The organism is Shewanella sp. SACH (assembly GCF_001887095.2).
GTDB lineage: Bacteria > Pseudomonadota > Gammaproteobacteria > Enterobacterales > Shewanellaceae > Shewanella > Shewanella baltica.
In genome coordinates this window covers 1522600-1539010 of sequence record NZ_MPDG02000001.1, presented here as the reverse complement: position 1 = coordinate 1539010, position 16411 = coordinate 1522600, and the positions used below count along the sequence as shown (strand labels likewise).

Here is a 16411-nt window from a genome sequence, read left to right as displayed (position 1 = left end):
TAACACTCAGCACTCAACAATGTTGACCGCTAGGCCGCCTTTGGCGGTTTCTTTGTATTTGCTGCGCATATCTCTGCCGGTATCCATCATGGTTTTGATCACTTTATCCAGTGAAACCTTATGGTGACCGTCACCGCGTAGGGCCATACGAGAGGCGTTGATCGCTTTGATCGCGCCCATGGCATTACGTTCGATACAAGGCACTTGCACTAGGCCGCCCACAGGATCGCAGGTTAAGCCTAAGTTATGTTCCATGCCGATTTCAGCTGCGTTTTCAACGTGCTCAATCGTGCCGCCCATGATTTCAGTCAGTGCGCCAGCGGCCATAGAACAGGCTACGCCAACTTCACCTTGGCAACCCACTTCGGCGCCAGAAATTGAGGCATTCTTCTTGTACAAAATACCAATCGCGGCGGCAGTTAACAGGTAACGGGCGCAGACATCGATATCCACTTCTTGTACGAAGGTATCGTAATAGCATAATACTGCAGGGATAATTCCCGCAGCGCCGTTAGTAGGCGCTGTTACGACGCGAGCGCCGGCCGCATTTTGCTCGTTTACTGACAGGGCGAATAAATCAACCCAATCCATCGCCGTTAATGGGTCGACGTTGTTACGACCTTCGGCTTTCAAACGACGGTACAGGGCAGGGGCGCGGCGACGCAGTTTTAAGCCACCAGGTAAAATGCCTTCTTTTTGATAACCGCGTTCGATACAGGTTTTCATCGTCTGCCAAATGTTCCACAGTTTGGCTTTGACTTCATCTTCTGTGGCTAAACTCAGTTCGTTCGCCATCATCAAAGAAGAAATGCTCAGACCTTGTTCGCCACACAATTCTAATAACTGTGCTGCGCTACCAAAATCAAAAGGGGCCGCTTCGATTGGTGATGCAGGTGATGCGTTACGTTGGCTGATTTCGTCTTCATCTAAGATAAAGCCGCCGCCGACAGAATAATAAGTGCGCTCGAAAATACACTCATCTTTACAATAAGCGTATAAGGTCATGGCGTTGGCGTGTGCTGGCAAGGTTTTGCGTCTATGGTAGGTAATGCCTTGCTCGCGGGTAAATTTAACCACTTTGCCACAGTGCAGGGTTAAGGTTTCGTCCTTGGAGACGTGCTCTAAAATGCCGTCGATACTGTCAGTGTCTACGGTTTCTGGATCTTCACCCATTAAGCCTAAAATCACTGCTTTGCCCGTGCCGTGGCCTTTGCCTGTTTGGCCTAGGGAGCCAAAGAGCTCGGCTCTTAATTCATCAATCTGGGTCACGAGTCCTGAGTCAGTCAGGTTTTGCATAAAAATTTTGCCCGCTTTCATTGGGCCGACAGTATGTGAACTCGATGGACCTATGCCGATCTTGAACATGTCAAATACGCTAATCATGATAGAAGTCCTGTTGTGTCTTGTTTATTATTTTAGTCTGAGTGCATGGGATTGCTCGCTCTGCAGATTGAAGCACGCTAATCTTCAACGTGAACTCTGGTCAATGGCGGCGCTCTTTCATGCGAAATCTGCTTGTGTGATACTCTAACCTCAGTATCCCATAGATTAGTGTGACAATTCACATTAGTTTTTTTAATTCGATATAGTTCGGATAAGCTGAACTTAATTGGGACTTTTTTGCTGACCATTTTATGGCCAAGAATACAGGCTTTAAAAGCGCTACAAGAGCAGATGGTTCGCTTTTTTGAGCATTTTTGTGAGCGCGGACTACTTATGGCTTAAGTGGTTATTTTTTGAGTATTAATGAAATTTTTTAGGGAGAAGTATGAGCTATTTAATGTTGGACCTACTGTCGTTGGACGTCAGTGAGGCAGAATCTGAGATGCTACGCCATCCACAGGTGGGTGGTTTAATTCTATTTTCCCGCAATTTTTCAAGCCGTGATCAGTTGATCCGTCTGGTACAACAGATACGTCAAATCCGCCCTGAACTATTAATTGCCGTCGATCATGAGGGCGGTCGAGTACAACGCTTCCGCGATGGCTTTACCGTTATTCCCGCCATGGGCGACATTCTACCTGCGGCAAAAGGTGATATAGCGTTAGCCAAACGCTGGGCCTGTGAGCTCGGTTTCTTGATGGCGATTGAACTACTGGCCTGCGATATCGACTTAAGTTTCGCGCCCGTATTGGACTTAAACGGTGTGAGTCAAGTGATTGGTAAACGCAGCTTTAGCCCAGAGCCTGCCGAGGTGATTACACTGGCCGAAAGCTTTATTGCGGGCATGGGCGCCGCAGGCATGGGCGCCGTAGGTAAACATTTTCCCGGACACGGTAGTGTGGTGGCGGATTCGCACTACGAGAAACCCATTGATGAGCGCGATGCAGAGGCGATTTTTGCTAAGGATATCCTGCCGTTTAAAGACTTGATCGCAAAAGAAAAGTTATTAGGCGTGATGCCCGCGCACGTGGTTTATCCTAAAGTCGACCCGAACTCTGCGGGCTTCTCCGAATACTGGCTAAAACAAGTGCTGCGCAAAGAGCTTGGCTTTAACGGGGTGATTTTCTCCGACGATCTCGGCATGCAAGGCGCTGGATTTGCGGGCGATTACCGTGCAAGGGCCAGCGCCGCCTTAGCCGCCGGCTGCGACATGATTTTAGTGTGTAATGACAATGCGGGCGTGATGTCGCTGCTGGATGGCTTTACTTGGCCAGCGAGCGCGCCGCAGTATCCTGCGAGTTTACTTAAACCCAATGCCGCACAAACGGCCGCAGCGCTCGATAATACCGCCCGTTGGGAAAACGCGAAACAGCTTGCGGAGCAAATTTGTTTGGCCCAACAGGCGAAAGTTTGATGTAGCGCAAGGTGTGAGATCACTCTTTTGCTAGGGTTAGTTAATTCACTGTAATCAAAAATGATTAAAAGGCCTTGATATGATTTTCTATCTTCATGGATTTGACGCGACTAGCCCAGGTAATCACGAAAAAATGCGTCAGCTGCAATTTATCGACCCTGACATACGTTTGGTCAGTTACAGCACCTTGCACCCTAAGCACGACATGCAACACTTGCTCAAGGAAGTCGCTAAGCAAATGAAGCATAGCGACGATCCGGCGCCGTTAATGGTCGGCGTGGGACTCGGCGCTTATTGGGCCGAGCGGATTGGATTTTTAAATGGTCTTAAATCTGTGCTGATTAACCCTAATTTGCACCCAGAAGAGAATATGCAGGGCAAGATTGACCGCCCAGAAGAATATGCAGATATCGCCAATAAGTGTGTGTCGCAATTCCGTGAAAAGAATACCCACAAGGCCATGTGCATATTCTCAGTGAATGATGGGATGTTCGATAATCAGCAACTCGCCAGTGAATTAAGTCCCTATTATTCGATTGATTGGGATGACGTTCAACCCCACAAATTCCCCCAACTCGCTGCCCATCTCCCCAAAATAAAAGCCTTTAAGTTGGCTTGATTGATATCGATTGAATAAAACTATCACTCCTCTTTTTATATTTAAGAGGGGGAGTGGATTTATCTCATCGGCTATTCCACCTTATAGTTTTGGCTTTTTATACTTCAAACCGCGCACATTGTGAATGTGACTATGGGTATATATTTCAGTAGGGCATATTGAGGGCTCTAGATTATAAAATCGACTGTGTTGATTTTGGACTGAAATGTGTTTGAGAGTGTAGCATGGGGAACTGCAATTTTAGTTATGGTTTTAGTCTTATTTTTTAGGGGTTTAGTGTTGGCTTTTATCCACTTGCACAGGCCTGCCATGGCATTGACTCACCGACACGCAGCCAGTCCGTCCGTGGATGCTCGACCGCCCCGTCCATGGGGCGGACGGTCGTCTCGCTAATCACCATGGCTCGCCTTTCGAGCGCATGCGTAACCTCTAGGTTTTAAAGACTAGATCTAATCTTAACGATTATTAGGCACCACTCTTATTGGACAAAAACGTGCTATGTTTTGCGCGAAATTATCTTCATTTCGGATAAAAAACAATTCTAAGCGCAGAATCGTCGGCCATGATGCGCTTAAGGATGTAATGCTTGGCTTGAGGCTTTACCTTTACACCATTTGCCGCTGTTGTGCAGCTTTTTAAACTCGCACATGCTATCCCATCGACCACTTATGCCGCTATATTGACGGCGAAACTCTTTGGCTGAAGTGAGCCACGCATCGGGCGAAATGCCTAATTCATTGAGCAGTTTTGGCCGTTGATTATCGATATAGCCTTTTTTATCAAGGCGCATAGCTCGTCCCGTCCAATCTATTAACTCAAGATAATCGGCAAAATGAAACGGAATACCTGTTTGATGGCTCAAAAGTGTTGAACCATCAAATTTTGCGAGGGCTTTAGATAGGATTGGCTGTAGGTTATCTGCGGTAGTTTTGGCCAGTTGGGGCGCGTTGATATGAGGATTAAGTGCATTCACGCGCTCCTGAATCGATGTAAAATCAGAGGATTGCACGGAGTCGGCAATCCCTGCTCGAATAGGATTTAAATCGACATACATCATGCACGCCAGCAGTGCTTGCTCATCTAACAACGCTTGTGACTTAAAACGGCCTTCCCAAAAAGCGCCTTTACACTCATCTTCACGATTGGCCTTACGGGCAATTTCTTCATTTAAACAGCGCATAAACCAAGAGATACTGCTCAGTCGCTCATGCCACTCGGCGAGTAATGCATCAAGTAACATCACTTCACCGTCGATTAAAGCATCGCCATTCATATACTTAGTGGCGACAGCATGGCCTTTAGTGATTTGACACCAGCGACTAATAATATCTTTTTGCGTTAGCGATTTCGCCTTGTCGACATCAATTTTAAGTACTAAATGATAGTGATTACTCATCACCGCATAGGCGCAAATATCAATGCAGAAAATCGCAGATAATGCCTTGATTTTATCAACAATCCAGCCGCGACGATGCTCATAACTGCGGCCCGTGAGTTTATCCTCACCACACAAAAAAGCCCTTCTAACACAGCGATTTATTACATGATAGAAAGGTGTCGCATTAGCATCAATTAACTGTCTTCTGGCTGAGGTCATAAGACACTCCAAAACGACAAAAGCAAGATAATGTAAAGCCTAGTCAAAGAAGCTAAAAAACACAAAAAGATATGGCTGTCCTCTCTATTATTTTGCAACGGAAAGCCTGTCACTGTGCTTGGCTTTGTTAAACGCAATTACCATAGCTGCTAATGCCAGCTCTATTTAATAGTTTTCTTCGAGGCTCACCAACGCTTTTGGACAATTGCCTTATATAAACACTTAATGCTTTTACCTGACTATCGTCATTGTACCCAGGCCAAAAGAAAGGTACATCCTGATTGCTTAGACTTTCTATAAAGGTTATGTGCGTCATTGCCAAGAATATGCGTGAAAAATTTGCAGGATTACTAAAGTCATTTTTTAGCATGTGAACTATGACATGCCTATTTAACCCTACAATTCCCTCCTTGCTGTTTTTGTATAGGACGTTAGAAAAGAACAGTCTAAATGCATTTATCACATCAGATTGAGGGCAAATGTGAGTTAAAAAATCAATTTCCACATCAGCATTATATGATTTCCCAGGATACCAAATATACTCTTGCGTTCTTCGCCGCCCCCAGTCAAGGCAAAGCTCTTTTAAACCTCTTTCAAATTCTTTAGAGCTGACATTTTGATCGCTCATTCCCAGCACAGAATTCTGAATTTTTCTTAATCCGGCTTCAAATACTGGAATAAGCGACATTATTGCCACATGATCCATTCCCATGTAATACGCTTCGATAGCTTCAAAGATTATTGTTTTATATTCTTTGAAACTATTACTCAAGGCAAAGTAACGCTGAAAATAGGTTAATGCCACCTCTATAGAAAAATTACTGTGTAACCACTGATCAGAGTCGTCTAGCGGGGCTTTAGATTGGTTTATCTCATGGATTTCTTCGGAAATTGTCCCTTCACCTATATAAAGAGGTACAGGTATAGCTAGGCCAAGCATTCTTTGTTGAAGTCCAGTGACTCGACCCAAATTTTTGTTGTAATAATCAATAGTCCTCTCAGTTACAAAGCAGGTTCCCTCATTGGTAGTTATCTCAAATCCGGGCTTACCTATGTTCTTAGAGACGACTTGAACCGTACAACTTTCTTGCTTGAGAAAAATCGAATGAATCAGCTCCTCTGTGACTTTAGGTAAGCGACAAATCTTTTTCAAAGTTTTTTCATAAATCATGGCTGATTGCACTTACCGTTTAAGCAGCTTGTTATGTGATTTTATAAATGACTACCTGCGTAATGGACAATTGCATCACCTAAATAATTAACCATTTCTGGGTGATACGAATTGTGAAATTTTTTCATATCGTCATTTTCTTTATAAAATATTCCCATGCCTATATATGCTTCTTTGGATGGAGTATAGAAACGACAAGCTATTTCAAAGTGTTCTTTCATTAATGTTTGAACACTTTCATTATCAACGGCAATCTCATCAACGTACTCTGCTAATTTTTTATACAGAATATCCCAGTCTTGATGCACAAGTTCTCTATTAACATGCGCCCAGTTATCTGTTGTTGATAAGCTGTGAGTTTGCTCGATATTAAGAGCATTTTTACATTCAGCTAAATATTCTTTACTCAATTTATTCATTTATTGATATTCCAATAATTATATATTTATTTGCGACAAACTATCCGAATCACATAACATATTATTAGTGCGCATGCGCGTTTACCTCATTAGATCAGTGAAAACGCGCACAGTTAACTATCTGTATGCAAAGAACTTATCAGCTTTTTATCAAATACACCATCTGGAAAAATGCGCATGCGCGTTTTCCAAACCTATTATCTAACCATTGCGGCTTATACCTTGCTGATTTTAAATGACTTTAAATTATGCATATTGAGATATCGCGCACGGATATTGTTCTCAACGCCCTCAAAAACGAACGTTTTCAGATATGACTGTATACCTATCCTGATTTGGACTGTTATGACGAAGCGCTAAAAATGAGGGCTAATAGATGAGATTTTGTAGGGCAACTCATTTGTAAACGCCCAAAAGAACAAACGACTGCTAGCAAGCTTTAAGGCAATAGCTTTTTAGCTAAACGAACAGCAGGAGTGTTAGTTAAGATTGGCATTGTTGCAACAGTGACCGTTGGCGGCTTGGATGCCGCCGTCGAGCCTATAGGGATATATTTACGGCGAGTCACTGGGGAAACAATGACAATTCATGCTGCACTATTGACGACAACGTTATCTTGCTTTGGGGCAATAGCTTTTTAGCTAAACGAACTGCGAAAGTGATAGTTAGGATTGACATTGCAGCTACAGTGATAGTTGACATGATGGGGGGCGCTGTCGAGCCTATAGGGATACTTCTTATTAAATAAAAAATCGGCGAGTCACTGGGAAACAATGACAATTAATGCCGCACAGTTCGCTGTTTGCATCAGTTCTTGATGCCGGAATTCGTCATTAAGAATTTGCCTAAGATTGGCATTGCTGTACCTGTGACTATCTAAAAAGGATGCTTTAGTCGCGCATTAAGGTGTTGTGCTGAACTGGCATAAATAGCCAAAGCATTTTATTTACTAGGCACGAAAGGGCATAATGCGGCGCTTACTATTTGAGATACAAGGAATAACCATGAAGTACTTGGTTAGCGTAGTTGCATGCTGTTTATTATCGGCCTGTTCTTTTGGGGATGCTGATGTTGAGTTCACACCTGAGAAAGGGGAAGAGCGCTCGTATCAGTTGTATAGCACCACCAACATCACTGTAGACAATGGTCAGCGTACCGAAACGGTTAACACCAGCTCACATCAATTGCTGCGTTATAAGGTCCTCGAAACAGGCAAAAACAGTCGGTTTCAAGTGCATGTCGATTATATGAACATGCGCGATGGTCAAGGGAGCGGCGTCAGTAGTGGCCAGCGGGCCGATCGTAATCCCGAAATGCACGCTATTTTCTCGCAGGGATTTGAATTTACGTTAAATCTAGACGATGGCAGCGTTAAAGAATTCAGTGCATTGAACAAACCGGTATGGCAGGCGCTGCTGGCTGAACGCGGCGCAGAGCTTGAGCAGGAACTGAAAAAACTCTTTAGCTCATCGGCCTTCCTTAGCACCATACCCGCCAAAGCAGGGGCGGTCGTCGCGCTTCCTACCTATCAAGGCCACGCCAATGCCAAACTTACTGTATTGCAAGTCACTGATACGCATGTATTAGCCAAAGTTGAAAGTGACGGCGAGCAAGCCAAAATATACGGTCAGCTGATGTTAGAACGTGAGCGGGGTTGGTTAGCGCAGTTAGCTTTAGTGGCAGAAGCGCCGTTTGAGCGCTACGGCTATAAGGGCACAGTGCGCAGCAACGTTATTATGTTGCCGCAGCAGCGCCAGTTGGGTGATTTAACACAGCGTTTAGGTTTTGATTATGATTTCCCAGCCTTTGAGTATCAAAAACAGCCTGACTTTGTGCTGGATGACATCAATAAGACCTTAGGCCTTGATGCTGTGTTTGCCTATGATGCGGGTTACTTTTACCAGCAAGATGATCTATTAAATCTAACCTATCATCATGACTTTTCAGGTTTTAAACCCGAAGGCGGATTTAGCTTAACCGATATCACGGCATACAGCGCGGATGGCACTGTGCTGCCACTACAACTAAGCAAGGTGGGCAGTTACAGTTATCCAGAACAGGATGGTTTCCATCAATCTGTGCAGCAAAATCTGCTTATTGGCTGGAATGCACCAAATGACCTCTTAGCTCAGGTTGCTGAGTTTCGCGCGACTGCCCATTATCATGGTGCGAAACTGGTCAAACTTAACTTGACACCTGATCCCTGCAAAACTGTGAGCTTGCAGTATGAAGATTTACAGCTGGAACTCTCGCCAATCACCGACAAGCCATTCAGTTATCTGCTGAAATCGCGAGGCGGCGCTGACAAAACGTGGTTATACAGGCGCTATGACGGTGCCGAAGGCGCTATGGTGCACTATCTTTCACCGCCAGCCACTGGACCGGATTGGTTAACGTCGGCAGAGCAAAATATGCTGGCGCTGACTTCATCGGCGCAATATGAAACGATTACACAGTTTACCTTTGCCGCCGCGCCGTCGACACTGACACTCTATGTGAATACTGCGACTGACAGCGGCGAACTGACTAAGAATATTCGTTTTATTCCGACCCTAGATTACGCGCAAAATATGGCTTATCCGCCGGCGCAGCAGCAACTGCTTTATAGCGATGATATGTATGCGTCCTATGATAATCAGCCGCAACCTAGCACAACCGTCGATCCCGCCTTACTTGAGCCGCAAATCGTCGCCAAATACGGCGTCAGTATGCTGTTAACGTCTGAGCAGGCAGCGGTGTGCACCCTTAGTGTGGTCGATGCCCCTAAGGTCAACGGGCACACACTGCAATGGACAAACACCAGCGCAAGCAACAACACGGGTTTTGGTGCTGGGCTGGATAAGTTTGTGCTGTACCAACTGAGTAGCGCCGATGGGATCCGCCGCAATTTTTACGACATCAATGTCAGCAGCACCTTGGCCTGTACTGGAACGCCTCAATGGCAAGCACTCGCATATCATCCCGAGCAAAGTTGGTTGATTGATGTCAGTCAGCTGCCAGATTTGGATACCACTCAAACCGTGGCCGAATTTATGCGGCGCTATCGTTTTCTAAATGCGCAGAATTTACCCCTTGCGCCTGCTATGCAAGGTGACAGTACTGATTTTTATCAACGTCCGTTGCAGCAAGTATTACGTGAGCAACGCTGGTTTGTGCTGGCGGGGCGCGCGGCACAGATAGAACAGCTGACGATAAGCGGCGAACCGGTGAATAAACAGTGGGTTAATGCATTCCCAGCGTTACCTTAAGGAGCAGAATATGCGAGTCTTATTACTATTATCTGCGCTACTTATGTCGTTTAATTTGTCAGCTGAGCGAATTTTACTCGACCAAGAATGGCGGCTTAGCGATGTACCGGGCGAAGCCATTTATTATCTGGAGCAAGCGCCGACAGAGCAAGATGGCGAGTGGCCAGTACAGCTATTTTATCTGGAAACGGATGAACCGTTTTTTTACGGCAGCTTGAACGGGCCGGATTTAGTGGGGAATGTTATCGTTGGCGATTTCGAGTTTTTCTACCCCGACGGTCAATTGTCTCGCAAGGGCAGTAGCGATGCGAATGGCAACTATCAGGGCACGCATCTGCATTACAGGGAAGATGGCACACAGTCGGGAGAGTACCGTTACCAGAATGGTCAGTTGAACGGCGAGCAGAAAAGCTACTATCAAAATGGTCAACTGCAGCGCTATGAACACCGAGTGAATGATGCACAGTTGGGGTCGGCAGAAAGTTATCATGCCAACGGCCAGCTGGCATCGCGCGCAAACTATGGTGCGAACGGTATGGAAGGGCGATATGAGAGCTTCTATGACAATGGTAAGCCAGAACAAAGCGTGAATATGGTGGCGGGAAAATACCAAGGTGAACGACTGTTTTGGGCTAAAGAGGGCTGGTTATACACTAAAGAAGTTTACCTGAATGGAAAAATGCATGGAGAAGTGTTGATTTATCAGGCTGCAGATATTCTGCAAGAGATCAAACATTATCAGTATGGCAAGCAGGTAGGTTTACAGCAGCGTTTTAAAGGGCCAGGGCTGTTAGCCATGCAGCAAGAGTACGATAATGATGGCCGCGAAATACAAAATATTACCTATGATGATGTTGGTAATGTCGCCACCCAAACCGATACTCAATATCTGGCCAAAGGCCGGATCAGCACTGAACAGCGCTTCGATGCTACTGGAAAGTTAACCCATCAATATCAGCGTGATACTGCGAAAAACTGGAGTTTACGTCAGCGCTTCGACTCTGCAGGTGAGCTGCTTGAACGTGATGAACAACTCAAGGGGCAATACGATGGCTTGTATATTGGGATTGGCTGGAATGGCGCTGTCCAACGTGCGAGCTATAGCAAAGGTCAAATGCACGGTGCCTATCGGGAAGATAATGTAGAGGACGGCAGTTTTGTCAGCGGCCAATACCACTTAGGTTTAAAAGTCGGCAAGTGGGTCACGCAAACCCGTGACACGACGCGCAATGAGCAGTTTAACCAACAAGGTCAGCTGAGTGGCGAACAAACAGAAATCGCAGCCGATGGCACGATAATGCGCCGAGAGTTTTATAAAAACGCTAAGTTACATGGCGCATATTTACTCCGTGGCTTTGATAAACAACTGCAAGCCCAAGGTCAGTATGTTAACGGTCAGCGCGAAGGGCAGTGGCTGCTGCAAGATGAAAGCAGCTACAGCATGGTTAAGCTCTGGCATGGTCACTATAAAGCAGGACACGAAGTGGGTCACTGGCAAGCCTTTTCCGCCAACGGCCATTTATTAGGGCAGACGCAATATGATGATAAAGGTCAATTGCAGGGCAAAGGCTATAGTTTTAACGAAGATGCCAGCCTGCTGCAAAGTGATGAGTATCTTGATAATCAACTGCACGGCAGGTCGGTGTATTACTTTAATGGCGAACCCTCATCCGAGTATCGCTATCAAAATGGTCAGATGATCAGCGAGTAGCAGGTTATCGCGTAATCAACTTATCGCGCAATAAAGTAAAAAACCGGCAGGCTCTGCCGGTTTTTTGCTTTTGTCTTTTGAATGTGTAGCTGGCATATTTTTGCTTGTCTTGCTTGTCTTGCTTGTCTTGCTTGTCTTGCTTGTCTTGCTTGTCTTGCTTGTCTTGCTTGTCTTGCTTGTCTTGCTGTAACGCTTCGCCATACACAGCACCCGTTATTAGCGTGGCATAGCGACACTTCAATTCTACAACCCTCACTTCTCCCTTACTTCCTAAACCCACGTTTCGCAATTGCGAGCTGGCCTGAACAAACACAATCCCAGCGTTGAACGTCAACGAGTTCTCATACTTCTGCAACTTTCACTGCGGTGTTTTGTTAAATGAACAATGCAGGCAGAGGTAGGAGCCGATTTTCAGCTAAAAGCATTATATTCGCTGGGGAGGGATAGTTTTACTTTTCAAACTCTTGAAAATAATTATTTATTGTGTAAAGTAGCCAGCCTTGCTATTTTGTAACAAAATGCTACAGAGTTGCTGTTGTATTTGTCCATTTATTGGATATCCCTTTGCGTATGTCGCCCGACACAGCTAACTGCAGTCTTGTTAGCTGTTTTTTTTTGCCTAAAATAAAATATCGTTTGTTTTTTGCTCTATAGATCCATAGGTTAACACTTAGCCTTCGGATAATTGCGGCTATGCTTAATCCAATAACAGGCTTGTGTGCAATGCAAAAGGGGCGTGAGATGAAGCGTGTATTGATAAGTTTAACGGGTAAAGTGCAAGGTGTGGGTTGTCGGCATGCGACCTTGACTAAGGCCAGAGCATTGGGCGTGACAGGCTATGTCACCAATTGCCGTGATGGCAGTGTCGAAGTATTAGCCCAAGGCAGTGATATTGCGGTGAATAACTTGATTGCTTGGTGCGAAGTGGGCGTGCCTTGTACCGAGGGATTAACTGTCACTGTGGGAGAAGACGAAGCCGATGATATCTACCTCGACTTCTCCATAGTACAGTCTTAAGTTAAAAGTACAGTCTTAAACAGCAGTACAGTCTTAAGCTAAAAGTGCAGTCTCAAACAACAGTGCAGTCTAAGTCATTCATTTTAGAGTACGACTCAAGTCTTTTGTTGTTTACTTGCTGACTCAGTATTGCCCAACCGTTTGTATCGATTCGGCATTCTGACTTTTTTGCTGTGCACTAGGTTGTGCCATCTTACGAATTTGGATCACCATGCCCATTTCGGGGTGATCTAAATAATGGATTTCCTCACTCTTCACCCGGCGGTTTTGCTCCAAAGGCACCGACATTAAAAACGGTGTCATGACTTTAGGTGCCGTAAGTGTTGCGCTGGTATCGGCGGCATCGCTTGGCATTGCTGGTAATAGCTTTCTGCCTTCTTTGTGCATAGTCAGTGCAGTTTCAATATACAAATAGTGGCTCAAGTAGATATTTAACGTGCCATCTAATTCCCAAACCGGCGAGACCACAGGCGCAAGCATAGGCGTGCCATCGGCATTGATCATAGGTTCTGTTTGAGTTGGCGTAACGATTTTTCTGCCATCAAAATGATAGGTATCTGAGAAATCTTTACCCGCAAATAAACGAATAGGCACAGAACCACTTTTGCCGCGCATCGGTTGTTGCCACGCCATGTGCAATAAACTGCGCGTGCCGCGTTCACGGGAGATGCTATTGATAATGCTCGCGAACTGGCTTTGGCTGCGTGCTAATAACACTGGGCCACCATTGGCGCTGGCATAGCTGGTCGTTGCGCTGCTGATTTCTGATGGGATCACTGGCGGATAGCGAAATTCGACACTGGTCGGCGCGGCGGCTATAGGCTCAGACGTTGGCTCACCGTTTAAGCTTTCAGCGCAGTGGCTATTGGCATCGGCATCAAATACTAAGGTACAAGGCGCCGACTCACTCGCCATTGGGGTAACGACTTGTGCAACCGCTGGAGAGATCAAGTCTATCGCTTTATCGGTTTTTGTCTTGATCGGCGTATCTGGCCATTGCTCAGTTGACTGACTTTGGCGTTCAAATACATAGACTTCAACTTCGAACCAAGCTTCAGCTTGGACGACCTGACTGTGCGATAGTGCAATGAGGGTAGCGATAGAGACCGCGAGTTTACGTAACACTATTTATTATCTCCAAGACGATGTTGCGATAATTGTTCGAGCAAGAGTTTCACTAAAGCGAGCCTGTCTTTGCTGGTTTCGGCCGCAAGGCTGAACTTTAACTTATTCGGTCCTTCCATTCGATAGATTTGTGGCTGGCTTTGGAGTAATCCAATAATAAACATAGGATCGATGACGTGATCATGACTAAATTCTATGCTGCCACCTTTACTGTGCACTTCTATTTTAGTCGCCCCTAAGCGAGTCGCCTCATGTTTATAGAGGGTCATTTCCATTAAGTTGCGCGTCGGTTCGGGTAATAGGCCAAAACGGTCGATCAATTCGACTTTTAGTTCATCCAGCGCCGCTTCGGTTTCGCAACCAGCAATGCGTTTATAGAGGGATAGACGAATATTCACATCGCTCACATAGGCCTCAGGCAGTAGGGCGGGGATACGCAGTTCAATTTCACATTGTTGATTCAGCATTTGCGCCAGCGATGGCTCTTTGCCTTGTTTTAAGGCTTTGACTGCCGCTTCGAGCATTTCCATGTATAAGCTAAAACCAATTTTTGAAATATGGCCGCTCTGCTCATCACCTAAGAGTTCACCTGCGCCGCGGATCTCCAAATCTTGCGTCGCCAGCATAAAGCCTGCACCGAGATCCTCAAGGGCATCAATGGCTTCTAAACGCTTACGCGCATCTGGGGTCATACGTTTAGGATGCGGCGTCATCAAATAGGCATAGGCCTGATGGTGCGAGCGTCCGACGCGGCCGCGTAATTGGTGTAACTGCGCGAGACCAAAGGTATCGGCGCGCTCGATAATAATGGTGTTGGCACTCGGAACGTCGATACCGGTTTCGATAATAGTGGTACAGACTAACACGTTGAATCTTTGGTGATAAAAGTCAGACATCACCCGCTCAAGGTCGCGTTCACGCATTTGACCGTGGGCGACGACTACCCGTGCTTCTGGCAGTAAATCGATAATGCCTTGGGCACATTTTTCAATACTTTCAACATTATTGTGCAGGTAATACACTTGGCCGCCACGGAGAATTTCCCGCAAAATGGCCTCGCGAACGGTTGCAGGATCGGATTCCCGCACAAAGGTTTTTACCGCTAAACGTTTGGCGGGCGGGGTGGCGATAATCGATAAATCGCGCATGCCCGACATGGCCATATTTAAGGTCCGTGGAATAGGCGTTGCGGTCAGAGTTAGGATATCCACGTTGGCACGCAGTGCCTTGATTTTCTCTTTCTGACGCACACCGAATCTGTGTTCTTCGTCGATGATCAGCAGGCCTAAGTTTTCAAACTTGGCCTCAGATTGCAATAACTTGTGAGTACCGATAACGATATCGACTTTGCCTTCTTCCAATTGCTGCAGCACTTGAGTCTGCTCTTTGGCGGTGCGAAAGCGTGACATCACTTCGGTGACCACGGGCCAGTCGGCAAATCTGTCTTTAAAGTTTTCATAGTGTTGCTGGGCAAGCAGTGTGGTCGGGACCAGCACGACCACTTGTTTACCGGCGTTGACGGCCACAAAGGCGGCGCGCATGGCGACTTCGGTTTTACCAAAGCCCACATCGCCACAGACTAATCTGTCCATTGCGGTTGGCGATTGCATATCGGCTAATACGGCGATGATGGCGCTTTCTTGATCGACGGTTTCCTCGAAGGGGAAACCGCGAGCGAATTGGGCGTATTCTTCTTCGTCAATCTCACAGCTTTCGCCGGGACGGGATTGGCGACGGGCATAGACATCAAGCAGCTCGGCCGCAACATCGCGGATTTTTTCAATGGCTTTTTTCTTGGCTTTTGCCCAGGTCTCGTTGCCGAGTTTATTTAAGTGGGCGTCTTCATCGGCGCCAACACTGTAGCGGCTGATAAGGTGCAATGAAGACACTGGCACATACAGTTTATCGCCGCCGGCGTATTCCAGTTGCAGGTATTCGGCGACCAGTCCGCCTGTATCTAGGGTGACTAAGCCTTTGTAGAGGGCAACACCGTGTTCTAAATGCACAATGGGTTGACCGACTTTGAGTTCGGCCAAGTTTTTAATCAGGGCATCGTTACTGATCTGACGCTGTTTTTCACGGCGACGTTGCTGGGAAATACGATGGCCGAAGAGTTCAGTCTCACAAATGATACTGATGCCATCTTTGGCGCTGATCTGCAGTAAACAACCGCGAGATAGCGGCGACACGATAAGGCCTAACTTGGCATCACTTTGAATAAATTCATCAAAATGGTTAAACAGCGCAGGTCTTAACTGAATTTTAGCGAGCAATTCAAGCAGCGCTTCGCGGCGACCTTCGGACTCAGCGCTAAACAACATGCGCTTGGCGCTGCTGGCATAATCTTGCAGCGCTAACAGCGGTTGCTTTAATTTATGGTTGGCGCTGATGTCGGGCAGGGTGCTGGCGGCAATCATGACCGCTTTCGTCGCTTCAGTGCCATCCGTCGGCATTTGCATCTGGTAACGTGGCAGCGGTTTAAAGGCGGCAAATAACTCTTCGATGAGTAAATACAGCTCTTTAGGCGCCAGTAGCGGCCGCAGTGGATCGACGCGCCTGTCTTGATAGCGATGTTCGACTTCTTGCAGATGCGCGCGCGCTGACTTTTCGATATCCCCTAAGGTGACGAGTTGAGTGTCCTTGGGCAAGTAATCGAATAGGGTGGCGGTGTCATCAAAAAACAGCGGCAGGTAGTTTTCAATCCCCG

Annotated in this window: 12 protein-coding genes; 5 read left to right on the top strand and 7 right to left on the bottom strand. The window is 46.3% G+C overall.

From position 1 onward, the window contains the following. Positions 1-6 precede the first annotated feature (6 nt). Entirely contained in the window at positions 7-1383 is a 1377-nt protein-coding gene (locus BM607_RS06680) for an L-serine ammonia-lyase (RefSeq protein ID WP_006086305.1), read from the bottom strand. Between the two features lie 385 nt (positions 1384-1768). Between BM607_RS06680 and nagZ the strand changes: the two genes are divergently transcribed. Together nagZ and ycfP are read left to right on the top strand one after the other, a co-directional pair. Next, positions 1769-2797: a beta-N-acetylhexosaminidase gene (gene nagZ / locus BM607_RS06675; protein WP_071939400.1), complete on the top strand. Its 1029-nt coding sequence runs from the start codon at positions 1769-1771 to the stop codon at positions 2795-2797. Positions 2798-2876: 79 nt separating this feature from the next. Next, positions 2877-3416 (top strand): alpha/beta hydrolase YcfP, encoded by a 540-nt coding sequence (gene ycfP / locus BM607_RS06670; RefSeq protein ID WP_071939401.1) that lies wholly within the window; start codon positions 2877-2879, stop codon positions 3414-3416. A gap of 571 nt (positions 3417-3987) precedes the next feature. On the opposite strand, the gene BM607_RS06665 is transcribed toward ycfP, so the two are convergent. The 3 genes from BM607_RS06665 to BM607_RS06655 all read right to left on the bottom strand — a co-directional run bounded on the left by BM607_RS06665 (position 3988) and on the right by BM607_RS06655 (position 6603). Next, entirely contained in the window at positions 3988-5013 is a 1026-nt protein-coding gene (locus BM607_RS06665; protein ID WP_071939402.1) for a transposase, read from the bottom strand. Between the two features lie 127 nt (positions 5014-5140). Continuing rightward, the gene (locus tag BM607_RS06660; RefSeq protein WP_071939403.1) at positions 5141-6184 is read right to left on the bottom strand and encodes a hypothetical protein; all 1044 of its coding nucleotides are present in this window, start codon (positions 6182-6184) and stop codon (positions 5141-5143) included. Between the two features lie 41 nt (positions 6185-6225). Next, entirely contained in the window at positions 6226-6603 is a 378-nt protein-coding gene (locus tag BM607_RS06655; RefSeq protein WP_071939404.1) for a TipAS antibiotic-recognition domain-containing protein, read from the bottom strand. A 1004-nt stretch (positions 6604-7607) separates the two neighbouring features. Between BM607_RS06655 and BM607_RS06645 the strand changes: the two genes are divergently transcribed. Both BM607_RS06645 and BM607_RS06640 read left to right on the top strand, forming a co-directional pair. Further along, positions 7608-9851: a hypothetical protein gene (locus BM607_RS06645; protein ID WP_087486484.1), complete on the top strand. Its 2244-nt coding sequence runs from the start codon at positions 7608-7610 to the stop codon at positions 9849-9851. A gap of 10 nt (positions 9852-9861) precedes the next feature. Beyond that, positions 9862-11562, top strand: a complete 1701-nt coding sequence (locus BM607_RS06640; protein WP_071939405.1) for a toxin-antitoxin system YwqK family antitoxin — start codon at positions 9862-9864, stop codon at positions 11560-11562. 4 nt (positions 11563-11566) lie between these two features. On the opposite strand, the gene BM607_RS21985 is transcribed toward BM607_RS06640, so the two are convergent. Next, entirely contained in the window at positions 11567-11896 is a 330-nt protein-coding gene (locus BM607_RS21985) for a hypothetical protein (protein ID WP_071939406.1), read from the bottom strand. Positions 11897-12303: 407 nt separating this feature from the next. On the opposite strand from BM607_RS21985, the gene BM607_RS06630 reads away from it, so the two are divergent. Further along, a complete protein-coding gene (locus tag BM607_RS06630; RefSeq protein ID WP_011846955.1) occupies positions 12304-12579 on the top strand; it encodes an acylphosphatase in 276 nt (91 codons plus the stop codon). A gap of 123 nt (positions 12580-12702) precedes the next feature. Here the strand turns inward: BM607_RS06630 and BM607_RS06625 are convergent, their stop codons facing one another. Both BM607_RS06625 and mfd read right to left on the bottom strand, forming a co-directional pair. Continuing rightward, positions 12703-13704 (bottom strand): peptidoglycan binding protein CsiV, encoded by a 1002-nt coding sequence (locus BM607_RS06625; protein ID WP_071939407.1) that lies wholly within the window; start codon positions 13702-13704, stop codon positions 12703-12705. After that, positions 13704-16411: transcription-repair coupling factor (gene mfd, locus BM607_RS06620; RefSeq protein ID WP_249269562.1), on the bottom strand; the 2708-nt coding region annotated here is incomplete at its 5' end. The genes mfd and BM607_RS06625, both read right to left, overlap by 1 nt.